Source organism: Stenotrophomonas sp. 112478_Sma (genome assembly GCF_056479905.1).
The window spans coordinates 2,390,934-2,416,735 of sequence record NZ_CM151072.1; the positions used below are offsets into that span (position 1 = coordinate 2,390,934).

A 25,802-nucleotide genomic window follows, 5' to 3' on the forward strand; every position below is an offset into this window, starting at 1 on the left:
CCTCCTTGTTGCCACGCGTGGTCTCCTTTCCCTAGACGGGCGCATCGCTGCACCCCCGCCACGTTTCGTGCCGGCCCGTCATCGCTGGCGGCTCAGAAGCCGGTGTTGAACTCCAGCTGGAACACATCGATCGCCAGCGGCGGGCCCGACACCGCCTTGGCAGCCATCCACTTGCCGCTGATCCAGCTGCGCGCGTCCAACGCATAGGCACCACCCACGTAATAGCCGCGCGCGTTGGTGCCACCCAGATGGAAGTTCGGATCGTTGTAGGCATCCGGCAGCGCATCGGCCTCGATCCGCTTGTAGCCCAGCAGTGCCTGCCACTGCCCCTTCTCCTTCAGGTCGGTGGCGCCGAACGTTGCCTGCAGCATCCACGCGGTGTCGCCGCTGCGGAACGTATCGATGCCGGGAGCGTCACCCGCACCGAAATTGTTGACGATGCCGTTGTTGGCGCGGCGGAACATCGCCTGCGTGTCGTACGCCAGGTTGCGGATGAAGTCGCCCTCCAGGCGCAGTCCGATGTCCTGCGCCAGCCGGGTATCCCAACGCAGGTTCAGGGTGGCCAGGCGGAAGGCGGACGCCAGGCCGACATACTGCGGCGTCGGCGTGCCGGCCGGATCCATCGGATTGAGCGCGATGTCGCGGATCAGCATCAGGGTGTTGCCCTTCTGCATGAACGCCGGGCGCGACCAGTCGGTGTCGCAGCCGACGGCGCCGGAGTACAGGGCACAGGGCGAGGACAGCCGACCGCTGATGTTCTTGAAGTCGTAGTAGCCCAGTGCGGCCCGCAGTGCGTTGTCGTCGTTGAAGCGCCAGTTCACGCCAGCCTGCGCGCCGGACAGCCATTTGTTCTCGTTCGGCGACTTCTCTCCGCTGCGGCTCTGCAGGCTGTCCGAGGTGTACTCCAGCGGCGCCACGGCAAGGGTGCCGAACAGGTCCAGATCGCCGTCGCCGAACCCGTACTTCAGGTTGGCGGCCAGTCCATCGAAGTTCAGATCGTTGGAGAACAGGGTGTCGCTGCTCCAGAACGGATTGCCGAAACGGCCACCACGCACGGTCACCCAGTCAGCCGGACTGTAGGCCAGCCATGCCTGGTCGAGCCACACGTCCTTCTTGCTCAGGCCGCCCCCCAGCTGCTCGGTGGTGGACACCGGGCCATTGCTGCTGCCGCTGGCCAGGCGGATGCCAGCGGTGGTGTGATCGCCGATCATGGCCTCGACCCCCAGGCGGGCGCGGATGCGCCACAGGTTACGGCGGTCCTGTCGGGTGTTGAGCAAGGGCGGCAGCTGCAGGTTGGTATTGGTGTTGGTGTCGAATCCACTGCCCGCATTGACCGCGGCCCAGTTGCTGACGATGCCGCTGTTGTCATCGCCATAGAAGCGCGACTCGCTGCGCACACGCACGTCCCCGGTCACCTTGATGCGCTGTGTCCATTCGGCGACCTCATTCGGCGCCGCCCAGCCCTCCGCCTTCGCCTGCGCCATTACGTCCTGGCGCACTTCGTCGCGGATGCCATCACGGACACTCTGCGGCACATAGGGCACACGCACATCGCCCGCCTCAAGCGCGATGCCTCCACTGCTGGCCGATGCAGCACCGGCAGCACCGCGCTGGGCTGCTGCTGCCTCGGCTTCGGCCTGCACCAGCAGCGCCTGGCCGTCCTCGGGCTTGAGCGCGCCACTGGCCATCAGGCCTTTGATCAGCTTGATCATGGTGGTCTCAGCAGCCATTGCACCGGCCGGCGCCGCCAGGCTGAGCAGCACAGCGCAGCACAGCAGCGCCCGTCGGGCCGGCCGCGACGGGCGGGAGTCGGTTCGAGCGCGGACGTGGTTGTTCATCACGGTTCTCATCGGAAGAAGGGAAATCGGGGAAATCACGGTTCACGCCCCGGCCTGCGGCCCTGCACAAGCACGCGCGCGGGGAAGTCCAGTGAAGGTGGCGGCGGCTGGTCCACCCGGCCGATCTGGCGCAGCGCGTCGAGCACGGCGGCGTCGGCCTCTTCATTGCCGCTGCCGCGCACCAGCTCGACTTTCTCCAGGCGCCCATCCGGCGCCAGCCACACGTTCACCTGCAACTGGAAGGCCAGGCGCTTGACCCGCGCATCGCGCGCAATCGCCTGCTGCATCAGGTAACCCAGATAGCGGCCATAGGTGGCATTGCCGGCACCACCGCGACCGGTACCGGACGCGCCGCCGCCACTGCCCGCCTGGATGCCGAAGTTGTCACCGCCCGCCTGCGCGTCGGCGTTCATGGTCACCGGGTCGGCGTTGTCCGGCGTCGGCGTCGGCTCCTCGGCCGGGGTCGGCTGATCCAGCGGCTCTGGCTCGGGCAGGGTCTCCTCCGGCGGGGTCTCCGGTTCGGGGGGCTTCTCAGGCGGCGGCGGTGGGGGTGGCGGCGGGGGTGGCAACGCCAGCATCGGCGGCTGCACCACGGGGCGGCGGGTGCTGGCCGTGTCCTTGAACAGCAGCCACCACAGCACGGCGCCCACTACCAGCAGCACCGCCAGCACCAGTGCGACGGTCACCAGCAGCGGGCGGTCACGCATGCCGGGCTCCGGCCGTGGGGAATGAGGGCCGGTCATGCCTCAGCCCTGTGCCTTGCCGGTGACCAGGCCAACCTGGGCCAGTTCCAGCCGCCGCAGCAGATCCAGCACCTCGACCACGCGCGCGTACTGCACCTGGGCGTCGCCACGCACGATTACCGGGAAGTCCGGCGAGGTCGCGCGCTCTGTCCTCAGGCGGTCCTCCAGCTCGGCCATCGTCACCGGGTAGGCGTCAAGGAACACCTGGCCGCTGGGATCGATGGTGATCGCCTTGGTCTTGGGCTTCTCCAGCGCCACACTGTTGCTGGCCTTCGGTAGGTTGACCTCGATGCCGGGAATGGAGGCGTTGCTGGTGAGGATGAAGATCACCAGCACCACCAGCAGCACATCGACGAAGGGCGTCACGTTGATGCCCTTCTCGCGCTTCTTGATGCCGAACTTCGCCTTCTGGGCCATGACGCGCTCCTCAGCCCTGCGCCGTGGCCGGGCCGCGCCCGTCCTGCTCTTCAGCCAGGCGGGCGGCGAATTCGTCGATGAACACGGCCATGTCGGCACCGATGGCCTCGGCGCGTGCGCCCAGCCAGTTGTAGCCGAACAGTGCCGGGATCGCGACGCCGAGGCCGGCGGCCGTACACAGCAAAGCCGCCGCCATGCCCGGCGCGACCGAGTTGATGTCCACCGCACCGGCCATCGCCGCGACCACGAACACCAGCATGATGCCGATCACCGTACCGAACAGGCCCACATAGGGCGCGCCTTCGATCGTGGTGGACAGCCAGTTCATGCGACGCGACATCGCCTCCTGCTCGCGCACCATCACCGCATCCATCGATGCGCGGATCGCCGCGATGGTCGCCGCGCTCAGATAGCCGCCGTTGCCGTCGCGCTGGTGGCGTTGCTGCATCTCATCGATGGCCACCTGATAGATGCGCCACAGCGAACCGTCGCGCATGGCCGCCGGTGCCTGGCCCTGCCGGTCCATGTCCGAGAGCGTGCGCAGCGGCACGCCGGCCAGCTTGCCGAAAGCATCAGTGAACACCGCATTGGCCTTGCCGGTGCGGCCGAAGTGACGGCTCTTGGCGATCATGATCGCCCACGACATCAGCATCATCAGGCCGAGGATGGCCACCACCACCCAGGCGTCGAACGGCATCGCCTTCAGGATGAAGCCGAAGTGACTCTGGCCCGTGGACTGCTCATCGGCGCCATAGCTGATCAGGCGTGAGTCAGCGCCCTGCGCGGTGGCATCGGCCAGCAGCAGTGCCGCCGGACGCGCAACCCGAGAAATCCGCAGTTCATCCAGCGCACCGTCGAAGCTGGCCAGCGGCTGCTCGGCACCCGGCGCGTCAGCACCCACCACCGCTGCGGTGGACATGGCCGGAAGTTCGCCGCTGAGCTGCGCCACCACGTGGCCATTGAGATACAGCTGCAGCGACCCCTTCTCCGCCGTCAGCGCCAGATGCGCCCACTGTCCCTCCGGAATCGGCTGCGCAGGCGTGCTGCGCTGGCCATTGAGCTGCACGAACGGCACCCGGTTGTCGATGCCCAGCAGCAGTTCCGCGCTGCCATCGCGACGGGCATAGATGGCCTGCGCCGCATTCTGTGCACCCGGCTTGATCCACGCAGAGACGGTCAATGGCGCGCCGGCCTCCTGCGCCAGCGAAGCACTGGCTGGCAGCGGCAGCGCAGTGCCGGCGAACTGCACGCCGCGACCGATCACCGAACCTTCGGCGGCCGGCACCACTGCGCCCGCATTGTTGCCGTAGGCCGTGGTGTCACGTGCCGGGGCATTGGCGTCGGCGAAGTGGTAGACCAGCGTGTAGTCCGGATCGAATACCTGCTGTCCATTCCCACTGGCCGGCGCCTTGTCGTTGCCGTAGTACATCCAGATCGTCTGAGGTGCGGCGGCGCTGACGGCCGGCACATCCACCCACACCAGGGCCAGCCCCAGCGCCGGGTCGAACTGTTCGATCTGGTGCGCCAGCACGGTGCGCCCGTCCGCCGACACGAAACGCAGATCGCTGCCGGCATCCTGGGTGCCGTCGAAACCGAAGTTGCCCGTATGCAAGCGCAGCAGCAGCGGGGTTCGACCGGGGTCGCCTGCCAGACCGGCACCCTGCGGGCCTGCGTCGATCGTGATCGGCTTGCGGTATTTCCATTCGGCCTGCCACCAGCTGGCATCGGCCGCAGCGGCGGGCAGCGCGATCAGCGCGGCCAGCAGCAGCAACATCCGGGAAAGCAAACGGTCCATGCGAGGGGTCTCCGGAGAACGCATGTTCAAGGGAAGGGTCAGTAACTGGTGCTGATGTTGAAATGCAGCCGCGGGTCGTCCTTGCGGGTCACCGGCCCATCGGCATAGGGCCACGCATAGTCCAGGCGCAACTGCAGGTGATCTCCCAGGCGCAGCTGCGCGCCGAGCCCGACCGAGGCCAGGTTGTACTGGTCGCGCTGTTCGGGCAGCGGCCGCCGCAGGCGCAGGTAGGCCGCGTCGGCAAAGCTGTACACGCGAAGCTGGCTACCGCTCCACAGCGGCCATGCCGGGGTGCGCCATTCCAGGTTCGCCACACCGCCGTAGTCGCCGATCGCCTCGGCCGACAGGTAGCCGCGCACGGTGTACATGCCACCGGCGGCGAACTGCTCGGCCGAGACCAGTGGCGCATCGGTCACCTGCAGGGCCCCGCGTGCATACCATTGCCAATCGCTGCCGAAGGTATGCGTATTCGACACATCGGCCTTGAGTGCGACGAAGCTGGGATCGGCCCACGCCCGCTTCTGGCTGAAGTCGTACCCATTGCTGCCATAGCCGAACAGGCGGCGGGTTCCGGCCACCAGCTGCGTGCTGATGCTCAGCTGGTCCTGTTCGCCCTGGCGCACACCCACGAATGCCAGCGTGAGCGGTGCGTACTTCAGGGGAGTCTTCAGGTTGTCGCTGCCCATCCAGGTGTCCTCCTCGGTGTCCTTGAAGTCGACGCCGAGGCTGAGCTGCCGCCACCAGGCAGTGCTGCCGGGCAGGCGGTAATTGAGCTTGAGGCCGATCGAATGACCATTGCCGATCACGTTGGTGCCGGTTCCCGCGCCCCCCTGGCCACCGGCATTGAGCACGCGGCTGTCGGAGGTATAGCCCGATGCCTCCAGGCTCCAGGGGCTGCCTTCAAACGGCAGCGTGTACGACGCCGAGAACACCTTGGCCTGATCAGTATCTTCCGGAGCGAGGAACACGCCGAGACTGGCGCTGTGCCCGCGTCCCCACAGGTTGTCATGCGCCAGCGAGACACTCAGGCGCAGTTTCTCGGTGTCGGCACTGCGGTCATTGTTGAGTGCGGCGCTCGCTCGCAAGGGCGACTTTTCTTCCACCTGCAGATCCACGTCCATCGTGCCGGGCGTCTTTCCCTCGCGGACCAGCGGCATCACCTGGCGGCGACCGCCTTCGTTGAGCGCGGTCAGTTCCTTCTGCGCCCGGTCGAAATCCGGCACCTGGCCCTCGGCCAGCGCCGGTACCCGTGCGCGGATCCGCGCCGCCGCAGCAGGCGCCGCACCGACCACGCGCAGTTCGCCGATCGGCGTCTGCTGCACCTTCAGCAGCACTACGCCGGCACTGACCTGCTGCTCGGGCAGTTCCACGTACACCGACTGGTATCCCGCCTGCTGGTAGAGCGCGCTGACCGCATCGCGCGCCTGCTCGACGTCGGCCAGCGTCCTGCCCGGGCCGAGATAGGGTTCAACGGCACGCTCGATCAGACGCGGATCAAGTACGGTGTTGCCGCGCACGATGTACTCGTTGATGTTCACCCTGGCCGCCGGCGTGGCATCCTGCGCGAGCAGCGGCAATGGCAGGGATGCCACGGCCAGCGCGAGTGCCCGCGGACGCAGGCGCAGCGGGAGTCGGACAGCTCGGCACGGAACAGGCGTCATTGAAGGCATCGCGTCGTATCGAAGGAAGTGGCCAGGGAGCGGCGCGTGGGTCTACCCACAGGACGTGCAGGGCGCGTCAAAGCCGCCAACAGTTTTGTGACAGCACTGTCATCTGTTGACGGCGGCGGAATGCGCGCAGGCGGACACTGCGCCCGCCACCCGTCCATGAAGCAGCCGACATGGGGTGGCGGGAGATAGGAGATGAGCATGATCCTGACTGCATGGCGCTGGCCTGCCGTGGCGTTGCTCGCGTCCATCGCGATGCCGGTTGCGCACGCCGATGACCGCGCAACGCGCGCGGACACACCGCCCTGCATCGACGTGCAGGTCAACGGAGAGCGCATTCCGGCCTGGGAATGTCTGCAGCGCAGGCTCGCACCGGCACCGCCACGTGCACGATCACCGCGCCTGTCCGAGTCGGAGCGGCTGATGCGGCAGCCCGGCAACCAGCTCATGCAGTACAACCTGGAAGGCACCCGGCAACGGATGGGCGACGCCTTTGGTCGCTCGGTGACACCGCAGCGCCCCTCTCGCTGATCGCGCCTCAGTGCCGCCCCGCAGCGGCAGGCACGATGCCGTCGGCAGGAACGGGCGGCAGCGCGGGCACCGGCAGGCTGCGCGACCGCCCCGCCTGCTGCAGTTCGATGGTCTCTGCGCCGATGCCGGCCAGTACCGTGGACGGTCCCAGGCGCTGCCCCGGCACATAGGCATCGACCGCGCCACCATCGACCGACAGCAGTGCCAGCGGTGCGTGCGCGCTGGCCATCACACCCAGTACCACTACCTCGGTGTGGATCGCACCCGGTGACAGCAGCCGCACCAGCGGAGCGCTGGCCGCAGCGTCGAACGGTGGCCGGGCCGGTGTCGACGGCCTTACCGCGCTGGCCGCCGCGGGTGGTCCTGCAGCGAACAGGGCAATGCCCCAGTAGGCCATCACGGCCAGCAGCAGCGTCGCCGCCAGCAGTGTCAGCAGGTGATTGCGATCCCAGCGCCTGCCGTCCATGTTCCGCACCTTCGTCGACATTGACGGCCACCACGCTAGCAGTCGCCGCTGACGCTTTTGTTTCATCATCCGCCGCTACCCTGTCCGCGATCGGCAGGCACAGGAGGCGATGTCGATGCGGCGCATCCCGCGCGGCTTCACCCTGCTGGAACTGATGGTGGTGCTGGTCATCATCGGCATCTGTACAACGGCCATCGGCCTGGGCCTGGGCACACTGCTCGATCCTGCGCGCCAGCTCCGTCAGGAAGGCGAGCGATTGGCGCAACGCCTGCAGCTGGCACGCGATGAGGCCCGCATCGATGGCCGCAGCCTCCGCTGGCAGGCGGATGCCGAGGGCTACCGCTTCAGCCGACGCGAGGGCGACCGCTGGACCGACGTGCAGCGCGACGACCTGCTGCGCCCCCAGCGGTGGCAGAGCCCGGGCATCGCCGTACAGCCGGCGGCAGCCATCGAACTGAGTCCGGAATGGATCGGCGTGCCGTGGGAGCTGGCGCTGTCGCTGCAGGGGCGACAGCTGCGCCTTCGCGACGACGGCAGTGGACAGCTGCAGGTCGTGCAGTGATGCGGCCGCGGCGGGGTTTCACCTTGATTGAGGTACTGATCGCACTGGCCATCGTGGCAGTCGCGCTGGCGGCGGTGATGCGCTCGGTGGCAGTGGCAACCGATGACCAGTCGCGGCTGCGCGACCGACGTCTGGCACTGCTGTGCGCACAGGACCGCTGGCAGGAACTGCGGCTGGCCGCGCAACCGCCCGCGGATGTGCAGCAGCGCTGCGTGCAGGGTCGCAGCCGCTTCCTGGTGCGGCAGCATCTGGGCAGCGGCAGCGACGGGCAGCCTCAGCTGGAGCTCATCGTGGTGGCGGAGGATGCACCAACGCAGTCGCTGGCACGCATGCTGCTGCCATGGACCGCTGCACCGTGAAACGGCGCATGCAGGGCTTCACCCTGATCGAAGTGATGATCGCGATCACCCTCATGGGCGTGCTGGCCGTGATCTGCTGGCGTGCGCTGGACAGCGTGTCCACCAGTGACCAGCGACTGCGCCAGGCTGATGCAGGAACCAATGCCGCATTGCGGGTGCTGCAGCAGTTCCAGCGCGACATCGAGATGCGCGCGGACGATGCCCTGATGAATGGTGCGGTACGCCCCGCTGACCAGCCACAGCGCCTGCTGCCGCCGGCGCTGGTCAGCGAACGGCAGGCCGACGGCAGTTTCGCGCTGGAGATCACCCGCAGCGTCGGCAGCGACGGACTGCGCTGGCAGCGGGTGCGCTGGTGGCGCCAGGGCAATACCCTGTGGCGGGCCAGCGGGCCGCCATCGGATCGCTATCCGTTGCCGCCACCTGAACAGTCACGCGGGCTGGCCGTAGCGCACGATGTCCAGTTCTTCGATGTGCGCGCCTGGCAGCCGGGCGCCGGCTGGACGACGCTGCCCAGTCAGGGCGTGCTGCTGCCGGCCACCGGGTTGGAACTGAGGCTGCGGCTGCGTGATGGCCGCGGTCCGTTGAGCTACCGTCGCGTCCTTGAACTCTAGCCGCAGACGCACCCGCACGCCGTCGATCCACGTCATCCGGGGCGCAGCGTCCGCCATCCCGGCCACCGGGCGCTGTCCCGCGCCCGGTGGCGCCTGTCGGTGCTCCTCACCGCCGATGGCTGCTCCCTGCCCTCCGTGCCGTCCTGGCGGGGGGCCGCCACCGCTCCGTGGCAGCGGGCCCGATTGCGGATCTCCACGCACCGCGTGGATCATCCCCGGCAACTATCGCCGCTGTGTGCCACCCTCTCCACGCGCCTGCGGTTCGCGGGCCTGCGGGAACTGGAAAGCACTGTCTACGTTGTAGCCGCTGGCCGCGGTCGTGCCGCGTGCCGGCGGGTTGATGCTGCTGCTGGCGTTGCCGAAGCCCAGGATCTGCACGCTGATCACCGAAGGCTGGTTGCGCCGGGCATCCTCCTGGCTCTTGCGGATCACATCCTGTGCCGCCTGGCTGGCACTGCTGGCGGCGGCGCTGGCCGAAGCCAGCGCGTTGACGTTCACCGACGCCAGCACCGGCAGGCCCTTGCTGTCTCCCTGCACCTGGATGTTGGCCGCGTTGAGTACCTGCAGCGCGGCCAGATTGATGTTCCCCGAGACACGGATGCCCGCCTCGCCCGCATCGATGGTGCCCAGCGGCGCGATCAGATCCACATCGCCCGGCGCGACTTCCGCGATCGGATTGAGGGTGGCAATGCCCGCACCACTGGCCGGCGCCTGGGGCGACAGGATCACATTGCCCCAGGTGTCATAGACGCGCCGTGGCGGTGTGTACAACAGCGTGGTGCGCGAGCCGCGACCGGCATTGATGTCGCCCTGTTCCGACCACGCCAGGATGTCGCCACCGAAGGTGGTCATCACCCGCGACAGGCCCAGCAGCACGCTGTCCTGGCTGAACAGGCGGATATCGCCCTGCCCCTGGGTGACGAGGCCGGCACTGGCAGGCGGCACCACCCCCTGTACACCCACCACGATCTGGCCTCCCGGTGCCATCAGTTCGATGTTGCCGCCCGCCTCGGTGCGCACACCGGAGCCACCGTACATCACGATATCGCCGGTTCGGTCGATCGTCGCACCGGCCGCATTCCTGTCCGGCATCAGCGTGGCGATGGCCTCGCGCCCGCGCAGATAGGAGCCGAAGCGCGGCCCTTCCGCATCGGTGTACTCGCGTCCGCCTTCGCGCAGCTCGGTGTAGTAGATCTGGCGCAGGAAGATGCGCTGCTGTTCCTGCGGCAACGCATCGAACGCAGCCAGCGCTGCCTCGCCATCGGCGGCCATGCCGAAGCGTTGTTGCAGCCACTGCTTCAGTTCCTGGTCGTAGACCTTGACTGCCCTGCCCGGCTGCGACGCAAGCGATTGCGCGGGATCGGCCAGGTTTGCGGGATCCAGATAGCGGGCACGCAGGGCGGCGAAATCGATCTGCTGGTTGCCGGCCGTCAGCGCGATGCTGGCACCCGGACGGGTGTCACCCTGCACGATGCCACCGAGGCTGACGATGCTGCCCGCCTCCTCCTGGCGCAGCTGACGGCCGGCACTGATCTCGACGTTGCCGGGGCCGGCGATCGTCGCGTCCAGATGCACGATGTCACGTCCCGCCGCCGCCACCGTGATATCGGTGGGCGCGCTGTTCAACGCGGTCATCGACACGCCGAGGATGTCCCGCCCTGCCCGCAGCTGCACCGCGCCTGCTGCCTCGAACCAGTTCAGCTGCGTGCGCTGCCAGGCGGTGCCGTCGAGCGTGCGTTGGGCGCCTGTCGCCAGGCCGATGATGTCGCCCTGCACGGCGTAGAAGCGGCTTGGTGCCAGTGCCGCGGAGACCGTGGACAACGGCGTACCGGGGCCGAACGCGAACAGCGGAAGCGATGCCTCCGGCGAGGCGATGTTGCCATCGACCGACAGGTTGTGCCGCGGGCGCGTCACATTACCGCTGGCATCGCGTTGCTCGGCAACGAATGCGGGGTCGAACGGCCCCGGCAGGCGCGCATCCGCGCCGGAGCGCGTGATCTGGGTCGCGCCGCTGCGGGCGAAGATGCTGCCGCCCGCCAGGACGTCCAGCCGCCCGGTAGCCGAGGGCGCCAGCAGGATCACATCCTGCGTCCCCGTCACGGCACTGATCCGGTCCAGCTTGATGTCACCCTGGGCGGCAACGGCGCTGAAGCGCGATGGATAGAGCCAGTAGTTCAGCAGCTCCTCCCGGCTGCCCGGTGCCAGGGCAACCTGCTCGGGCCACAGATTGCTGCCGGTCACATTCTCCGGCCCGGCGAGGCCCGGCGCCAGGTCGCCACCGGCGCTGAACAGATCCACGGCGGTCGCGTCGGTCCATAGGGAGAACCAGGTGCTGCCCGCAGCGCGGCTGCCGTTGTCCTGCACCACCGTGCTGTAGTTGGCCAGTGGAACCCGGCCGGCATCGGCGACGCCGCCGAGCACGACATCGCCCCGCGCCTGCAGCTGTGCGACCGCATCGCCCAGCACCAGCACCGGCCCGCCCATCGGGCGGGCGGCGTCGGCGGCGAACAGATCGGCCGCACGCAGCTGGCCCAGCGTCCCGTAGCTGTCCAGGGTGACACCCATTGCACCGATGCGGCCCGCATCGAGCAGCAGGCTGCCACGCAGGTTGCTGAAGGTACCGTTGAGGTCGAGATTCTGTCCCGCCCTGGAGGCATTGAGGCTGGAGAACGTCGCCCGCAGATTCGGATTCAGTGCGCCACCGATACGCAGCTGCAGGTCACCGCCGCCGGTCAGGTGCAGCTGGCCATCGCTGACCCGGCCGGTCGATCCCACCGCCGCGATGATCGCACCCGAGCGCGGTGCGATCGTCGAATCCAGCGCGTCACCTATCGCATCGCGCACGCCGGCGTCACGCCCGGCCTCCAGCGTCAAGTTGCCGCCGCCCAATGTGCCGAAGCCGGTGAAGCCGACCATCCGCGGAGAGGCGCCAGCAGCAGCGGACACGTTGGTGTAGGCGCCAAAGTTCACCCACCAGCTGGTCGGCACCGGCTCCACGCCGGTGGTGCTGCCGGTTCCCTGCCGCCACAGCCAATTGCCGACCGCGGCACTGGAGTACAGCGCCCAGTCGCGCTCGCTGGTGCCGGACTCTGCGCGCCCGGTCCAGACGTCACCGACGATATCGCGCCCGGCTTCGACGCGGAGGTTGCCGCCATGATCGGGATACCAGGCCTGGTATCCCGCGATTGCGGCGTCATAGCTGCCCGGCACCAGGTTCTCACCCAGCAGCGTGGTGTTCCAGGGCGCCGCCGCGCGCGGTGAATCAAACGCGGCGTCACGGCCCTCGCCGAGTGAGCTGGGCGTACCGGCGGTATAGACGCCGAACCCGGACTTCATCGCAACGTCGCCCGCCGCGAGCAGTTCCAGGTCGCCCTTGCCGGTGCGCAGGACACTCCAGGCCGGTGTACCGGCGCGCTTGCCGTAGGTGGTGACCTCGGTCTGGGTGCCACCGCCGGCACAGTAGCCCGGTGCCATTCCGCAGAATTCGTCCTCGGTCATGCCCAACAGCTCGGCGAAGTCCTTTGCCGGCGTGCCGACGTAGGATTCATCGCCCCAGAAATCCAGCGAACCCTGCGCGGCGACCTGTCGCGGCGCGGGGCCGCAATAGCCATCGGAAAGCGCGCAGAACTCATCCTCGCTGAAGCCGAACATGTCTGCCAGCTCGGAAATCGGACGGCCGGCATAGGAGGTGTCGCCCATCCAGTCCAGTGACGCCTGTTCGGTCAGGACCCGGTCGCCCACCCAGATGATCTCGGTCGTCACGGTGCCGACCGAGCCCTGATGGGTATCGGCAAGCACCACGCTGCCGTCGCTTCCCCAGCGTCGCGAACGCGGATCCGCGGCGTCGCTGTCAGCCCCCGCCACCAGTGTCATGTCCCACGATGTCGTACCTTCGGCCAGCATCGGGGCAAGCGCCCAGTTGCGTCCCTGGTTGCCGTTGGCGTCGGCAGGACGCAGGTTCACCGATGCGTCGCCGGGCAGCTCCACCTTGGTCAGCGATGGAATGTACGCGCCTACCTTGAGCTCGACTTCCCGTGCCAGGCGCAGGGTCACCGGCAGCATCGCGCCGGCCGGCCAGTCCTGGGCGGCCATCTGCACATCGCTGCGCAGGCGGAAGCCAGCCCCCAGTCGCGCACCGGCCGCCAGCACCAGCGGCTCCTGCAGCACGGTGCCCGCCGCCAGCGTCTGCCCGGAGTCGGTGGTCACCGCCGCACCCAGCACCGTGCCCGCGGGCAGGCGCAGGTTCTGCGAGATCACCATCGGCGCGGGCAGCACGGTACCGACCGGAAGCGTTACCGATTCGACCGGCACGTCATAGTTCAGGCGGGTACCGGCTCGGAACTCCGTACCGGGCTGCAGCCTCACGCCCTCCACCGGCACCACCAGGTCGCCGCCGAACGGGGTGTGACCGGCGGTGCCGTTGCGGCTCTCATGCAACTGCCATCCTGCCTCGTCCGGATTGGCCGGTGGCGGCGCGAAGCCATCGTTGATGCTGCCGTGCACGTTGATGTTGCCCTCCGCGCGCAGCACCAGCGACGCCGACTCGCCGAAGCCGCGCCGCGCCGGATCATTGCGATCGGCCTCAGGCCCATAGCGGTAGCCGGACAGGTCGATGTCACCGGATACGGTCAGGTCACCTCCGGGATTGGCCTCGCTGCGGCGGGCGAGGACCTGCACGCCGGGGCGCAGGCGATGCGTGCCCAGCGCAGCCGTGCGTTGTCGGAGATCCGCATTGGCCAGCGCGCCGTCCATCCACGCGCGGTTGTCCGGATCGACGATCTGGTCCAGCCACTGCTGGGTGACGCGCTGCGCGCGGTTGCCGTTGACGTCGACAGTGTCCGCCAAGGGCGCGTCCTCATAGCGTCGCACCGCATTGACCTGGATATCGGCCGCACCTTCGACGCGCAGACCGTTGGCGACCGTTATCGCCGCATCGTTGCCGCCGATGCGGGGCGCATCGATCTTCAGGGTGCCGCGGGCCACGCCGTCGTTCTGCCCGAGGCCGCCGCCCACCGCCACCGCCGTGCCCGCGCGCAGGTCGAGATGGGCGCCGGCGCCGATGTCGATCCCGCCGGCGGCGCTGCCCAGTTCGATCGTGGCCCGGTTCGGGCTGTCGATGATCTTGCCCTGGCTGTCCACGCGCAGGCCGGTGCCATGCGTATCCAGCGTTCCCTCCACCTGCAGACCGTCACGTGCGTACAGGCGGATCGCGCCGACCTGCTCGCCACTGGCGTCGATGCGCCCCGCCACGCGCAGGCTGCCTGCGTCGAGGCTGATGTCGACCCTGCGCGCCTTCACCTCATCACCGATCAGAAGATCACCCTCACCGATCCGGAACGTGCGCCCGCCGGTGACACCGCCTGCGTTCAAGCGCTGGTTCAGGCCTGCGAAGTCCTGCAACGTGCCGGCGCGAACCACGAGGTCTGCGCCGTCGTAAGGCACCACGGTGCCACCTGCGTCGTAACGGCCACTGGCAGCCCCCTCGATGCCGCCGGCCAGATCGGCACTCCCGGCCAGGGCGTTCACCGTCAGCCGTCCGCCGCGGTTGTTGCGCGCCGAGAGATCGATGCGTGAGGCGGCGTCAGTGCTGACGTCACCCGCATCGCTGGACAGCAGCACGTCGCCGCCCCAGCTGTACCGGTCCACGTCGTACAGCGTAACCCTGCGCCCTGCCAGGTCCAGCGCCGCCTGGCTGCCGAGCGCGATGCCTTCGCGTGCGCTCGCTGACAGGCGGCCGGAGGCCAGTGCGATCGTGCTGTCCAGCGCGATCCGCTCGGCATCGATGCTCAGTTCACTGCCCAGTGCGTCGCCGCCGGCCCTTCCGCTGCCGCCCTGCAGGCGGAAGTCGCCGCCGGTCCGTACCTGCAGCTGCGCACCCGGATCGGCCGTCAGCAGCGGCGTGTCGATGCCGATACTGCCACCGCTGTACTGCCAGCCCTTGTCCGCGAGATAGTCGCCGCGCTGCTGGTACACGTCCAGCGTACCCTGCGCGGAAAACAGCAGCTGCCCGGACGCGCTGAGGTTGAGCGCGCTGAAGCCGAGCACCTGGCGGTTCGCGGGCACCTCGGAGCTGGGACGGCTGAACGGGGCGCGCGCCAGCTGCAGGTTGCGGGTGACGATGTCCAGCTGCCCCGCGCCAAGCCGGTCCACCATGGGATCGGCCGGCGGCACCGATGCATCGCTGCCCGCCGCCTGCGTCGCCGCCAGCGAACCGTCCCAGACCAGTGTGTCCACCAGGATGCGCGCACGGTCGCTCGCCGCACCATAGCCATGGATGGCCTGCGCGCCCAGTACCAGCGTCTGCAGGCCGCCGCGGCCGGTGGCACTGTCGCGCGCATCCAGGTCGACGCTGCCGAACACGTTGACCGAATCGCGTGCGACCAGGCTCAGCGTATCCAGCGCCGGTGCGCCGGTGGCATCATTGCCGCGCAGCAGCTGCTGCAGCACGGACTGGTTCATGGTCATGCCATTTGGCAACGCCCCTGCGGCCGCTGCCTGCGCGATCGCCTCGGCGCTGCCGAGGTTGAGCGCCGCCATGCTCACGCCAAGCTGGCGCGTGCCATAACGGGCGGAATCGCGCATCTGCAGCACGCCATCGGTGGCCACCCCGATGCTGCCATCGGATACCAGCCGTGCCTCGCCTTCGCAGTCCGTCTGGCAGCCGCCGATGTCGATCGCGACCGGCCCGGCCGCCACGCCGGTCGTACCGGTGATCAGGTTCAGGCGCTGGTTCGAGACGGCCAGCAGGCCGCCATTGACCTGATAGGGTACGGTCGGCGCGGACGCGGTGTCGCGTGCGAAAGGCAGGGTATCGAGTGTCGCCCCGGCTTCGACCAGGATGCCGCTGCCACCGGACGCCGCAGCCACCAGTATCTCCGGTGCCTGCAGGCTCGCACCGGAGCGGATCGCCACATCGCGCACCGCGCCGGACACCGCCACCAGCGATGCCGTCTCATTGAACTGTCCGCCGATCACCAAGCGTTCCGGCCGCAGCGCATTGAGTGCGTCGTCGGTGAAGGTCGCGCCACGATCGTGCGCCTGCGACGGACTGCCGGCAGCAGCGATCTCCAGCGAACCCACGGCCGGGCTGGCGAGCGTGGCCACCAGGGTGCCACCGCGTCCCTTTTCATTGGCCGCGGAGAAGCGCGCCGTGCCGGCGAAGTCGACGGCCGCGGTTCCCTCGCGGCCAGCGCCTTCACCCAGTGCCAGGGTCAGCCCCAGCGCATCGATGGTCTGCCAGCCGCGCGCCTCGCCACGACGGTCGGCGGTGGCCTGCACGAAGCTGTTGTAGCTGGTTTCGTTGTAGCCGGAATGCCGGCGCACCACCGCCGCCGGCGTCAGCAGGATGTCGGTGAGCAGCGGCGACGCCACCCCACCCAGTGCCAATCCCTGCTGGCCGGACACGCGCCAGGTCCCGGTGCCGGTCTGGATCGGCTGCGGTACGCCGGAGGTTCCCGTCGCGCCCAGTTCGACGCGGAATGCACCCGGCTGCAGCGCGAAGCTGGCCGGCAGCAATGTGTAGGTCCCCGCAGGCAGGCCGGGAACGCCGGCCGGTACGGTGATCTGCTGGCCCACCGCCGGCGCAGCAAACCCATCATCACTGCTGGGTGCGAAGCTGCCGGCACGTCCCGGCACAATCGCGTACACCGGGTTGCCGGACGCACTGAACGCATAGCGCGGGTTGGCATCGGCCAGCGCGGTGCGCAGCACGTCGACGGAGCCACCGCGGCCTGAGACAAACGCCGCGCCCGTCAGTTCGCCGCCACCTGACACGTCCAGCAGCGCACCGGCATGCACATCCACATCGTTGGCGGTAAGGGTCACGCCTTTGGATGCAACTCCACCCGGCGTCAGTGATTCCAGGCTGCTGCTGCCCCTTCTCCACGACACGCCGTCCACGGTACCGCCATAGGGCAGCGCCAGACCTGCGCCACTGGTGGAGGTGATGCTGCCCGGCAACAGCTCCACCCGGCTGGCACGTGTGCCGCCCAGGATCAGGCCGCCCAGTTGCAGCGCTCCCATCGGCGCCTGCACGTTTCCGCCCTGCTGCACGGTCGCTGCCACCAGCTGCAACGCGCCCAGCGCTGACTCCGGCGGAGTGGCCGCCGCCGTGCCGGTGCCCCGGATGCGCAGCACCGCATGCGGATCTGACCAGTATCCGGGCGTCGCCACGGTCGCCGCAGACGCACCCGCGACCAGATAGCCCGTCGCACCGGAGGTGGGGTACAGGCGGGCGGCACTCACATCCATCGACCCGCTCGCCATCAACGCACTGATCGATCCGCCGTTGGACACCGCGTTGAGCAGCCGCACGTCGCTGCGGCTGTCCAGCACGACCTGGTTGAAGCCGGGCAGCCAGGTGACATCACGGATGTCGATCAGATCAGCCCTCGCCGACAGCACGTGGTCGCCTTCCGCAGCCGACGCCACGGTATCGGTGACCACCAGGTTCTCACCCGGCAGCGACTGCCAGTGCGACTGTGCCAGCAGCAGGTGCGGAGCACTCAGCGAAATGCCGCTGGACTGCGGTGCTGCCACGGCCATGCCGAGGCTTGACTGCCCCTGTCCGTAGATGCGCAGGCTCTGGCCCATGCGCAGGTCGACATCGCCCTCCGCGCGGACGTCACCGAACACGGACAGGGTGTCGAAGCCACCGGCCTGGATCTGCTCCACCGACAGCGCCGCGTGCCCGTACTCCAGCCGGTCCGGCAGCACCGCGTCGGCCGCGCCGCGCTGGCTGAGCGTGATGCCGCGCGCACGCAGCACTTCCTCGCTCGCGCCCCGCGCATGGACGCTGCCACCAAAGGCTACGCCCAAGGTGCCGCCACGCGCGCTACTGCCGCCGGCAGAGGCATCCATTGCGCCGTCCAGGTACAGAGCGTTGGCCGAACGCAGCACGATCTGCCCGCCGTCGCTGTCCACCCGGGTCCGTCCCTTCCCGTCGACATCCAGCGGCGCCGAGGCGCCCGCTGCCCGCAGCTGCGCGCCACGCTCGAGCACGACGAAGGCTTCAGGCGGACGGTTGTCCACCGACGCAGAGCTCTCCCAGTCGAGCGCGCCGCCGATCTCGATGCGCCCGCCGGCCCGCACCTGTCCCTGCAGGCGGCCACCGGCATCGGCCAGTGACACCGCATCCGCACTGGCATCCAGCAGCGCACCGTCGGCGAACCGCCAGGTCCGTTCGCTCCGCTGCCCGGCATACAGCGTGGTCGGCAGGCGCACATCGTCGATGCTGATGCGTCCCCCCTGCGCACGCAGCGTACCTTCCACGTCGATGTTGCCGGCGCCGAGCAGGGAGATCGCCTGCCCCGGGTCGACCTCGATCAGTGCGGCCTTGCCCACCCGCAGGTCGCCGCCGACGCTGTTGCGATTCGAGCGCAGGCTCACGCTGGCACCGCTGCGCTGGCGGACCAGCCCGCTCAGCGGATCGGCACTGTAGAGCGGTGCCAGCCAGCGCTCCAGTGCGTCCTTCCGGTCCGTCGCGGCGCGCGCGTCGGCGGTGATCCGAAGGCCCGGCATGCGCGCTGCCAGCTGCGTGCCATCGGCAACCTCCAGCCCTTGATGGCCATTGATGTCGTACTGGGCAAAGCCGCTGCCGAACAGGCCGGCATCGATCTGCAGCGCGGCTGCATCGGCCGGATCCGCATCGCCCACCCGCACCCGGCCACCGGTGCCCAGCGAGAACGTGCCGCTGCCCTGGCCACGGCCACTGAACCGGCTGCCGTCGCCCAGCTGCACCCGGCCGCTGCCGTCCGTTGCCACCGTGCTGCTGTTCGCCTGCAGACTGATGCTGCCCCCTTTGCCGACACGACCCTTGCCGCGCAGGTCCAGCGCGGCGCCGGCCTCGACGTCGACCGTCGCCCCCGCGCCCACCCTCACGTCATGGCTGTTGCTCAGGCTCAGGCGGCCGCCATCCGTCCAGGCACCACCCGCATCCAGTGGCTCCCCCAGCGCTGCGTTGCTCCATTCACCAGCAAGATCGATGCGGGTACCGTCGGCAATGACGGTGCGTGCGCGGCCATCGTTCAGCAGTGCCGTCGGCCTGCCCTGCACCTCCAGCAGGTTGCCCGCCGACAGCTGGCCACCGGCAATGCCGATGTCGCCCGCCAGTTCCACCTGGCTGCCGGTCAGGTTCAGCTGTCCGCCCGCCTGCAACCGAAGGCTGCCGTCGATGCTGATGCGATCGGCGCTCGCCAGATCGATCCGCCCCCACTGCTGGGCACTCAATTCTGCGATGTCCAGCCATACCGTGTCGCGCCGCTCCTCCCCGACCGGTGCCAGCAGTGACCACGCCGCCGTCTTCGGCGCATTGTCATCCACGCGCACGTCCGAACCGAACACGCCGCTGCGGCCCTGGCCGTCATAACGCCCGAGGTAGAGCTGCGCATTGCGCGCTGCCGCCGTCTGCGCCTGTGCATAGCCGTCCAGTGCGGCATCAGGCCGGCGGTTCTGCTGCGCGCCCTGGAAAGTGGCGGTCTCCACACGGCCCTCCAGCACCGCCGTCGGGGCGGAGACGATCAGGCGTCCTGCATCGCGGCCGACCGTATACCCGTTGTCGACACGCTGCGCCGCGAACACGACCGGATCGCGGAACGTCTCGGTGACGCCCCAGCGCTCCTGTTTCACCTCATGGCCGTTGTACACCCCGTCGAACAGGATCTCCGCCGGTGCGTCATCAAGGCGGTACACCTGGCCATCCACGCCGCGCACCCAGCTCTGCCGGATCACGCCGCTCTGCACATCCAGGCTACCACCCGCAAGGTTGATGCGTGACCCACCATGCGTGATCACTTCACTGCCACCCAGCAGGACGGTGCCTCCCTGCGCGGCCCATTCGCCGATCGAATGCCCCTGGTTGTCGAGGTAGCCGCCCACTTCAAGCAGGCCGCCTGCGGCATACCAGCGCTCACCCTCGTAGCCCCCGGTGCCAGCCGGCACGTGGATGAGCCTGCGGCGGTCGACCCAGACCTCGCTGCTGGTCAGCTTGCCGCTGTCGCGGTTGTCCAGCGCATCGCGCAGTTCGTTGCCCTGCACCTTGATCTGGACATTGTTGCTTTCCATCGAGACCTGCACGCCCACGGCACCCGACACGTCCACGCGTGCTGCATCGTCCACATAGCTGCGGGCCGCCGCATCGGCGATGACCTGGCCGCCCGTGGCAACCGTGAGCGAGTCCGGACGGAAATGGATGGTGCCACCGGACACGATCTCCACCCGCGACTGGTCGCGTCGGTCGTTGTGCTGGGAGAGATTGTCGAAGGTTGCCGAGCGCGCGCCCGCGCGGATCGCATCCTGCTCTGCCGATTCCTTGATGAGGCTGTCGCGCTGGGTGTCCAGTGCCGTGGCCTTGCCATCGTCCTCGATCAGCACCGCCGTGGTCGATCCATCGGCGAGCGTGACGGTGCTGCCGGCATCACTGACCGAGGTCAGAAGATGCACGGTACCGCGCTGTGCGAGCGTCGTGCTGGCCACGGCCACGCCGGCCTGCTCGACGTTGCGTCCGGCCAGGGTCACGTCACCCTCGCGGGCACGCAGCAGGCCGGTATTGCGCACGCTGCCCGCGGTACTGTCGGCGATGAAGCGCGGCGCGATTTCATTGCCACGCGTGGTGGAGCTGGTATTGGCTGCGGTGCCGACGCCGCGCCGGATCACGAAACTGTCGCCGGCAGCCAGCTGCACCTGGCCCTTTCGCGCCTCGATCTGGCCGGCGTTCTCCACGCTGTGTCCCGCCAGCAGCACGTAACCGCCGCCACGCGTGGCGCTGGTCGGCTCGTGGGTCGCGATACGTGCGCCCCGCTCCACCATCACCTTGCCAGCGGCATCGCTGAGGGCGGCCGTATTCGTATCCGCGCTGTACAACCCGGTGTCGCGGAACTGGCCATCGCTGATGCGCGCCGCCGCCGCGACCAGGTTGCGGACGTTGACCTGGCTGTTGTTGCCGAACACCACGCCGTTGCGGTTGGCCACGAACACGGTGCCGCCCGCGGTGAGCTGGCCGAGAATCTGGCTGGGCCGCGCATTCGGATCGTTCACCCGGTTGAGCACGGCCCAGTCCGGGTTCTGCAGGAAGTTCAGCGTGGTGTTGCCACCGATATTGAAGGTCTCCCAGTTCAGGATCGCCTTGTCCGCGGTCTGCTCGATGCTGACCTGGACACGTCCGTCACTGCCCTGTGACTGGATCGCCCCGCGGGCGTTGATCCAGCCCCGGGTCAACGGATTCTCATCGACCTTCAACCCGTCCCTGCCCAATCCGTCGGCAACGATGAATCCGGCCTCCCGCCGCGATTGCCGCGCCTGATCCTGCAGGCGCTGCTGCAGGGCGATGGCCTGCGCGGCGGTGCCGAGATTGTCGATCGACTGCTGCAGCTTCTGCCGCGCAGCATCCTGCTGCTGGGCCGGCAACTGGAACTGGATGGGCACGCCGTTGGGCATGCGCCCGCTCTGGGTGGCCGCGCCCTGCGCTGCGCCGCGTTCGGCGAACCAGGCCGGGCTGAACGCCTGCTGGGCCTGGCTGGCCGGGGCGACCACGCTTCCCAGTGCGACCGCGATGGCCCAGGCCATCGGATGATTGCGGCGCATCGGCGCGGCCGGATGAACAGCGGACGGGAGCGGGTGCGACATCGTAACCTCATCAACCTGGTGGACCGCACTGGCGGCGGTGATCGCAGACACGCGCAACGCATGCCCTGCCACTGATAGACGGTTCGCATGACATGAAGCCGACAGCGTGCAGGGGGCGATGGCGCTGCACGCCGCACGGCGGAAATGGCGACGCCGGCCACAGGGGCCGGCGCCGGGTCAAACAGGGTTCACGCGGTGCTGCGGATTACAGCGGACGGCCGATGCCCGCACAGGTGCTGGGATTGTTCAGGCCGGCTGCGCTGCTGGCCAGCACGAAGCGGTTGCGGATCGCATCGCGCCAGGCCTTGGTCAGCGGGATGAAACCATGGCCGGTGATCGACGCCTCGTAGGCCGCCGGGTAGGTCGCCGGATAATGACGGGCCAGGAAGCCGCGCAGGCTGGTGGCAACCGCCGAATCCTTGTAGCACTGGCCGATCACCAGGTTGGTGTAGCCGGCGATCGGATAGCCGGCCGAGGGGTTGCCGAACACCGGCACCCAGTTGGCGGGGTTCTCGGCAGCGGTGCCGGTCGGCGGAGCGACGGTATCCAGGGTGGCCTGCACGCTCACCTGGTCCGGCGAGAAGCCCTTGACCTTGGCAACCTTGGTGGCATCGGTCAGGCTCGGGATCACGTCCGGGCCGACGTAGCCGATGCGGCCATCCGCCGCATAGACAGCGTTGTACAGCGAGGTGCCGCCCGTGGCCGGCGCGGCGACCAGGAACGCCGGCAGGTTGTTGTTGGCATCGCGCTTGTACAGGTCGGCGAAGGTCGACTTCACGGCGAACGTGCCGCCGACCAGGTTCGAGGTCGCAGCCGGCTCAGCGGCGCAGGCGGCAGCCAGGAAGCGGGTGAACATTTCGCTGGTGCCGCTGCTTTCGGTGCGGTAGACCACACGGATCGGACCGCTGCGGTTGGCGTCGATGGTCGACCAGTCGCTGATCGCGCCGGAGAACACGCCACAGATCTGCGCCACGCTCAGGTTGACGGCCGAACCCGGCTTGTTGAACGGGATGGTCACCGAGGTGGCCACCGACGGCACCTGGATCAGGGCGCCGTAGCGGTTCGCATTGGTCGACTGGTTGTAGTTGGTGGTGTAGGTGCTCAGTTCGGTCGCGCTCAGCACCGAGTCGCTGCCAGCGAAATGCACGGTGCCGGTGGTCGAGAACAGCGCCGAATTGTTCTCCAGGAACGCCTTCTTGCCGGTGCCCGAACCGGTCACGGCGTAGCTGAAGTTGGCCGGCAGGATGCTGTCAGCCTGGCCCTTGTAGAGGTCGGCCGGCAGCGATGCACCACCGCCGGTAACGGTCTGCGCCGACGCGGCGCCGGCAGTGGCGAGCAGCGCGGTGGCAACCAGCGCGGCCAGAGTCTTGTACTTGTACATGATCTTCTCCTGAAGGGTTTGCTGCGAAGGGAAACGCCAAGGGAGGAACGGTCACTACACGCCTGCTGTCGCTGAGGGCCTCCCAGCCCGCTCCGCGACGACAGGCTCATGCTCGTCCGTGCCGATGACAGGCCGCTTAAGAAACCTGTGGAAGATCGAGAAAAGGTATGGAGGATTGTGTGGAGAAGCGTGGCCTGTGCGCCGCACGCCCGTCACTGCACGAGCTGGTTCATTTCCATGATCGGCATCAGCACCGCCAGCACGATGGTCAGCACCACTCCGCCCATCACCAGGATCATGGTCGGTTCGAGCAGTGCGGTCAGCGCCATGGCGCGCCGCTCGATCTCGCGCGAGAGGGTCTGCGCGGCGCGATCCAGCAGGGGCGCAAGTGTGCCGGTCTTTTCACCACTGGTCACCAGATGCACCAGGATCGGCGGATAGATCTTCTGCACCTTCAATGCAGCGCCCAGTGCCGCGCCTTCACGCACGCGCGCGGCAACATCCTCGGCACAGCGCGCCAGCAGCGTGTTTCCCAGTGTCTGCCGCGCTGCCTCCAGCGCACGCAACAATGGCACGCCGGCATCGAGCAGGATGGCCAGCGTCGAGGCGAAGCGCGCACTGTTCACGCCAAGCACGAAGCGGCCCATCACCGGTACGCGGAGCAGCATCGCATCCCAGCGCAGGCGCAGATCGGTGCGGCGCAACGCCAGCCGCCATGCTGCAACCAGCAGGCCGATGCCCAGCGCTGTCCATGCACCCCAACTGCGCACGAACGCGCTGGCGGCCAGCATCACCTGGGTCAGCATCGGCAGTGTCTGTCGTGCCTGCACGAACGCTGTCACCACCTGCGGCACCACATAGCTGAGCAGGAAGATCACGATCGCCACCGATACCAGACTGATCGCCGCTGGATAGATGAACGCCGTGAGCACCTTGGCCTGCAGCGCATTGCGCTCCTCGATGTAATCGGCCAGGCGTTCCATCACCCGCGCCAGGTCGCCCGAGTCCTCGCCGGCGCCGACCAGGGCGCGATAGATCGGCGGGAAGTCGCGCGGCCGGGCCGCCAGGGCCACGGTCAAGCGCTGACCCGCACGCACATCGGCGCGCACCGAGGTCAGCGCCTGGGCCACATGCGGTCGCTCTGCCTGCTCGATGACGGCACTCAATGCGCCCTCCAGCGGCAGACTGGCGGCGAGCAGGCTGGCCAGCTGGCGGGTGGCCCAGGCCAGTTCGCTCGCTGAAAGCCGGCGTGTTCCCCAGCCCCCGCCTGCGCCGCGCGCGGGGCTGACCTGCGTGGGCGTCAGCCCACGCCCACGCAGCAGCTGGCGCGCGCCACGCGGGCTGTCGGCATCCACCTGGCCCTTCTCGATGCGTCCCTGCGCGTTGGCGGCCTGGTAGTCGAACAGCGCCATCGTCGCGTCACCCGTCGCCGCTGACGCGCAGGATTTCCTCCAGCGTGGTCAGCCCGCTGTCGACCCAACGCTGGCCGTCCTCGCGCAGGCTGCGCATGCCGGCGGCCCGTGCCGCCTGGCGCAGCGCGGGCTCGCCCTGCCCCTCGTGGATCAGCGCCCGTACCCGATCATCGACCACGAACAGCTCATGGATGCCGGTTCGCCCACGGTAGCCGCTGTGTGCGCAGGCCGTGCAGCCCACTGCCCGCCACACCGTGCGACCGTCGGCATCGACCTCCGCGCGCCGGCACTGCATGCACAGGCGCCTTACCAGCCGCTGTGCCAGCACACCGCGCAGCGAAGACGCCAGCAGGAACGGCTCCACCCCCATGTCTGCCAGCCGGGTCACTGCCGAGATCGCATCGTTGGTATGCAGCGAGGCCAGCACGCCATGACCCGTCAGTGACGACTGCACGGCGATCTGCGCGGTTTCCAGGTCGCGGATCTCACCGATCATGATGGTGTCCGGATCCTGGCGCAGGATCGCGCGCAGCGCGGTGCCGAAGGTCATCCCGATACGCGCATTGACCTGGATCTGCCCGATGCCCGCGAAGTCGTACTCCACGGGATCCTCCACGGTGAGGATGTTGCTGGTGCTGCTGTCGAGCTGGCCGAGCGCGGCGTACAGCGAGGTGGTCTTGCCACTGCCGGTCGGGCCGGTGACCAGCACGATGCCGTGTGGCTGGCGGATCAGGCCGGTGAACGTGGCCAGGGTGTCGTCGGCCATGCCAAGGCGCTGCAGCTGCAGCCGGCCGGCATCCTTCTCCAGCAGGCGCAGCACCGCCCGCTCGCCATGCCCGGTCGGCACGGTGGACACGCGGATGTCCAGCGGCCGGCCGCCCACACGGAGGGCGATGCGTCCGTCCTGTGGCAGGCGCTTCTCGGCGATATCCAGGTGCGCCATGATCTTGATGCGCGACACCAGGGCAGCATGCAGGGCGCGCCGCGGCTGCACCATGTCGCGCAGCGTGCCATCGACACGGTAGCGGACCACCGAATGGGTCTCGAACGGCTCGATGTGCAGGTCGCTGGCGCCATCGCGCGCGGCCTGTGCCAGCAGCGCATTGATCATGCGGATCACCGGCGCGTCATCCTGTGCATCCAGCAGATCAGTGATCTCCGGCATGTCCTGCATCAGCCGGTCAAGGTCGACTTCGCTCTCCGCCGCGCCGACGACCGCCGCGGCGTCGCCGCCGTCACGATACTGTTCGCCCAGCCGCTGCTGCCAGGCCGCACTGTCCAGTTGCTGGAACGGCAGGGGTCCATGCAGGCGGCGAAGCTCGGCGACAGCCCAGGCCGGGGTCTCGGCGGTGCCCAGCAGGACCGGCCCATCACCCGTGTCGGCCAGCATCACCCCGTG

The 25,802-nt window shown here is 68.7% G+C and carries 14 protein-coding genes; 4 read left to right on the forward strand and 10 right to left on the reverse strand.

Features of this window, described 5'->3' with window-relative positions; all coding sequences use genetic code 11:
- Positions 1-92 precede the first annotated feature (92 nt).
- Genes ACZK08_RS11060 through ACZK08_RS11080 form a run of 5 tightly spaced genes read right to left on the reverse strand, consistent with a single transcriptional unit; the run spans position 93 to position 6,454 of the window.
- Positions 93-1,838, reverse strand: a complete 1,746-nt coding sequence (locus ACZK08_RS11060) for a putative porin (RefSeq protein WP_065182344.1) — start codon at positions 1,836-1,838, stop codon at positions 93-95.
- A gap of 35 nt (positions 1,839-1,873) precedes the next feature.
- Positions 1,874-2,545, reverse strand: coding sequence for a TonB family protein (gene tolA, locus ACZK08_RS11065; RefSeq protein ID WP_476341363.1), 672 nt, complete (start codon positions 2,543-2,545; stop codon positions 1,874-1,876).
- 39 nt (positions 2,546-2,584) lie between these two features.
- Positions 2,585-2,998, reverse strand: coding sequence for an ExbD/TolR family protein (locus tag ACZK08_RS11070; RefSeq protein WP_053516303.1), 414 nt, complete (start codon positions 2,996-2,998; stop codon positions 2,585-2,587).
- Between the two features lie 10 nt (positions 2,999-3,008).
- Entirely contained in the window at positions 3,009-4,793 is a 1,785-nt protein-coding gene (locus ACZK08_RS11075; protein WP_053516304.1) for a DUF2341 domain-containing protein, read from the reverse strand.
- A 38-nt stretch (positions 4,794-4,831) separates the two neighbouring features.
- Positions 4,832-6,454, reverse strand: coding sequence for a ShlB/FhaC/HecB family hemolysin secretion/activation protein (locus ACZK08_RS11080; protein ID WP_478452184.1), 1,623 nt, complete (start codon positions 6,452-6,454; stop codon positions 4,832-4,834).
- Between the two features lie 261 nt (positions 6,455-6,715).
- Between ACZK08_RS11080 and ACZK08_RS11085 the strand changes: the two genes are divergently transcribed.
- Entirely contained in the window at positions 6,716-6,991 is a 276-nt protein-coding gene (locus ACZK08_RS11085) for a hypothetical protein (protein WP_231107814.1), read from the forward strand.
- A 7-nt stretch (positions 6,992-6,998) separates the two neighbouring features.
- Here the strand turns inward: ACZK08_RS11085 and ACZK08_RS11090 are convergent, their stop codons facing one another.
- Positions 6,999-7,457, reverse strand: coding sequence for a general secretion pathway protein (locus tag ACZK08_RS11090; protein ID WP_053516310.1), 459 nt, complete (start codon positions 7,455-7,457; stop codon positions 6,999-7,001).
- Positions 7,458-7,572: 115 nt separating this feature from the next.
- Between ACZK08_RS11090 and gspH the strand changes: the two genes are divergently transcribed.
- Genes gspH through ACZK08_RS11105 form a run of 3 tightly spaced genes read left to right on the forward strand, consistent with a single transcriptional unit; the run spans position 7,573 to position 8,989 of the window.
- Positions 7,573-8,019: a type II secretion system minor pseudopilin GspH gene (gene gspH, locus ACZK08_RS11095; RefSeq protein WP_065183020.1), complete on the forward strand. Its 447-nt coding sequence runs from the start codon at positions 7,573-7,575 to the stop codon at positions 8,017-8,019.
- The gene (gene gspI / locus ACZK08_RS11100; RefSeq protein ID WP_219631540.1) at positions 8,019-8,378 is read left to right on the forward strand and encodes a type II secretion system minor pseudopilin GspI; all 360 of its coding nucleotides are present in this window, start codon (positions 8,019-8,021) and stop codon (positions 8,376-8,378) included. The genes gspH and gspI overlap by 1 nt, the downstream gene beginning before the upstream one ends.
- Entirely contained in the window at positions 8,375-8,989 is a 615-nt protein-coding gene (locus ACZK08_RS11105; protein ID WP_065183019.1) for a prepilin-type N-terminal cleavage/methylation domain-containing protein, read from the forward strand. The genes gspI and ACZK08_RS11105 overlap by 4 nt, the downstream gene beginning before the upstream one ends.
- Before the next feature lie 222 nt (positions 8,990-9,211).
- Here ACZK08_RS11105 and ACZK08_RS11110 read toward each other — a convergent pair whose 3' ends face one another.
- The 4 genes from ACZK08_RS11110 to gspE form a co-directional block, all read right to left on the reverse strand.
- A complete protein-coding gene (locus ACZK08_RS11110; protein WP_065182988.1) occupies positions 9,212-21,610 on the reverse strand; it encodes a filamentous haemagglutinin family protein in 12,399 nt (4,132 codons plus the stop codon).
- Between the two features lie 205 nt (positions 21,611-21,815).
- The gene (locus ACZK08_RS11115) at positions 21,816-22,991 is read right to left on the reverse strand and encodes a substrate-binding domain-containing protein (protein ID WP_053516316.1); all 1,176 of its coding nucleotides are present in this window, start codon (positions 22,989-22,991) and stop codon (positions 21,816-21,818) included.
- Positions 22,992-23,203: 212 nt separating this feature from the next.
- A complete protein-coding gene (gene gspF / locus ACZK08_RS11120) occupies positions 23,204-24,403 on the reverse strand; it encodes a type II secretion system inner membrane protein GspF (protein ID WP_065182989.1) in 1,200 nt (399 codons plus the stop codon).
- A 7-nt stretch (positions 24,404-24,410) separates the two neighbouring features.
- On the reverse strand, positions 24,411-25,793 hold the full coding sequence (gene gspE / locus ACZK08_RS11125) for a type II secretion system ATPase GspE (RefSeq protein WP_065183021.1): 1,383 nt from the start codon (positions 25,791-25,793) through the stop codon (positions 24,411-24,413).
- Positions 25,794-25,802 lie beyond the last annotated feature (9 nt).

Coding starts and splice junctions, on each gene's coding strand:
- gspE (WP_065183021.1), bottom strand. CDS start 25,793: ATGCTGGCCGACACGGGTGATGGGCCGGTCCTGCTGGGCACCGCCGAG.
- tolA (WP_476341363.1), bottom strand. CDS start 2,545: ATGCGTGACCGCCCGCTGCTGGTGACCGTCGCACTGGTGCTGGCGGTG.
- ACZK08_RS11060 (WP_065182344.1), bottom strand. CDS start 1,838: ATGAACAACCACGTCCGCGCTCGAACCGACTCCCGCCCGTCGCGGCCG.
- ACZK08_RS11075 (WP_053516304.1), bottom strand. CDS start 4,793: ATGGACCGTTTGCTTTCCCGGATGTTGCTGCTGCTGGCCGCGCTGATC.
- ACZK08_RS11110 (WP_065182988.1), bottom strand. CDS start 21,610: ATGTCGCACCCGCTCCCGTCCGCTGTTCATCCGGCCGCGCCGATGCGC.
- ACZK08_RS11080 (WP_478452184.1), bottom strand. CDS start 6,454: ATGACGCCTGTTCCGTGCCGAGCTGTCCGACTCCCGCTGCGCCTGCGT.
- gspH (WP_065183020.1), top strand. CDS start 7,573: ATGCGGCGCATCCCGCGCGGCTTCACCCTGCTGGAACTGATGGTGGTG.
- ACZK08_RS11085 (WP_231107814.1), top strand. CDS start 6,716: ATGCCGGTTGCGCACGCCGATGACCGCGCAACGCGCGCGGACACACCG.
- gspI (WP_219631540.1), top strand. CDS start 8,019: ATGCGGCCGCGGCGGGGTTTCACCTTGATTGAGGTACTGATCGCACTG.
- ACZK08_RS11070 (WP_053516303.1), bottom strand. CDS start 2,998: ATGGCCCAGAAGGCGAAGTTCGGCATCAAGAAGCGCGAGAAGGGCATC.
- ACZK08_RS11115 (WP_053516316.1), bottom strand. CDS start 22,991: ATGTACAAGTACAAGACTCTGGCCGCGCTGGTTGCCACCGCGCTGCTC.
- ACZK08_RS11090 (WP_053516310.1), bottom strand. CDS start 7,457: ATGGACGGCAGGCGCTGGGATCGCAATCACCTGCTGACACTGCTGGCG.
- gspF (WP_065182989.1), bottom strand. CDS start 24,403: ATGGCGCTGTTCGACTACCAGGCCGCCAACGCGCAGGGACGCATCGAG.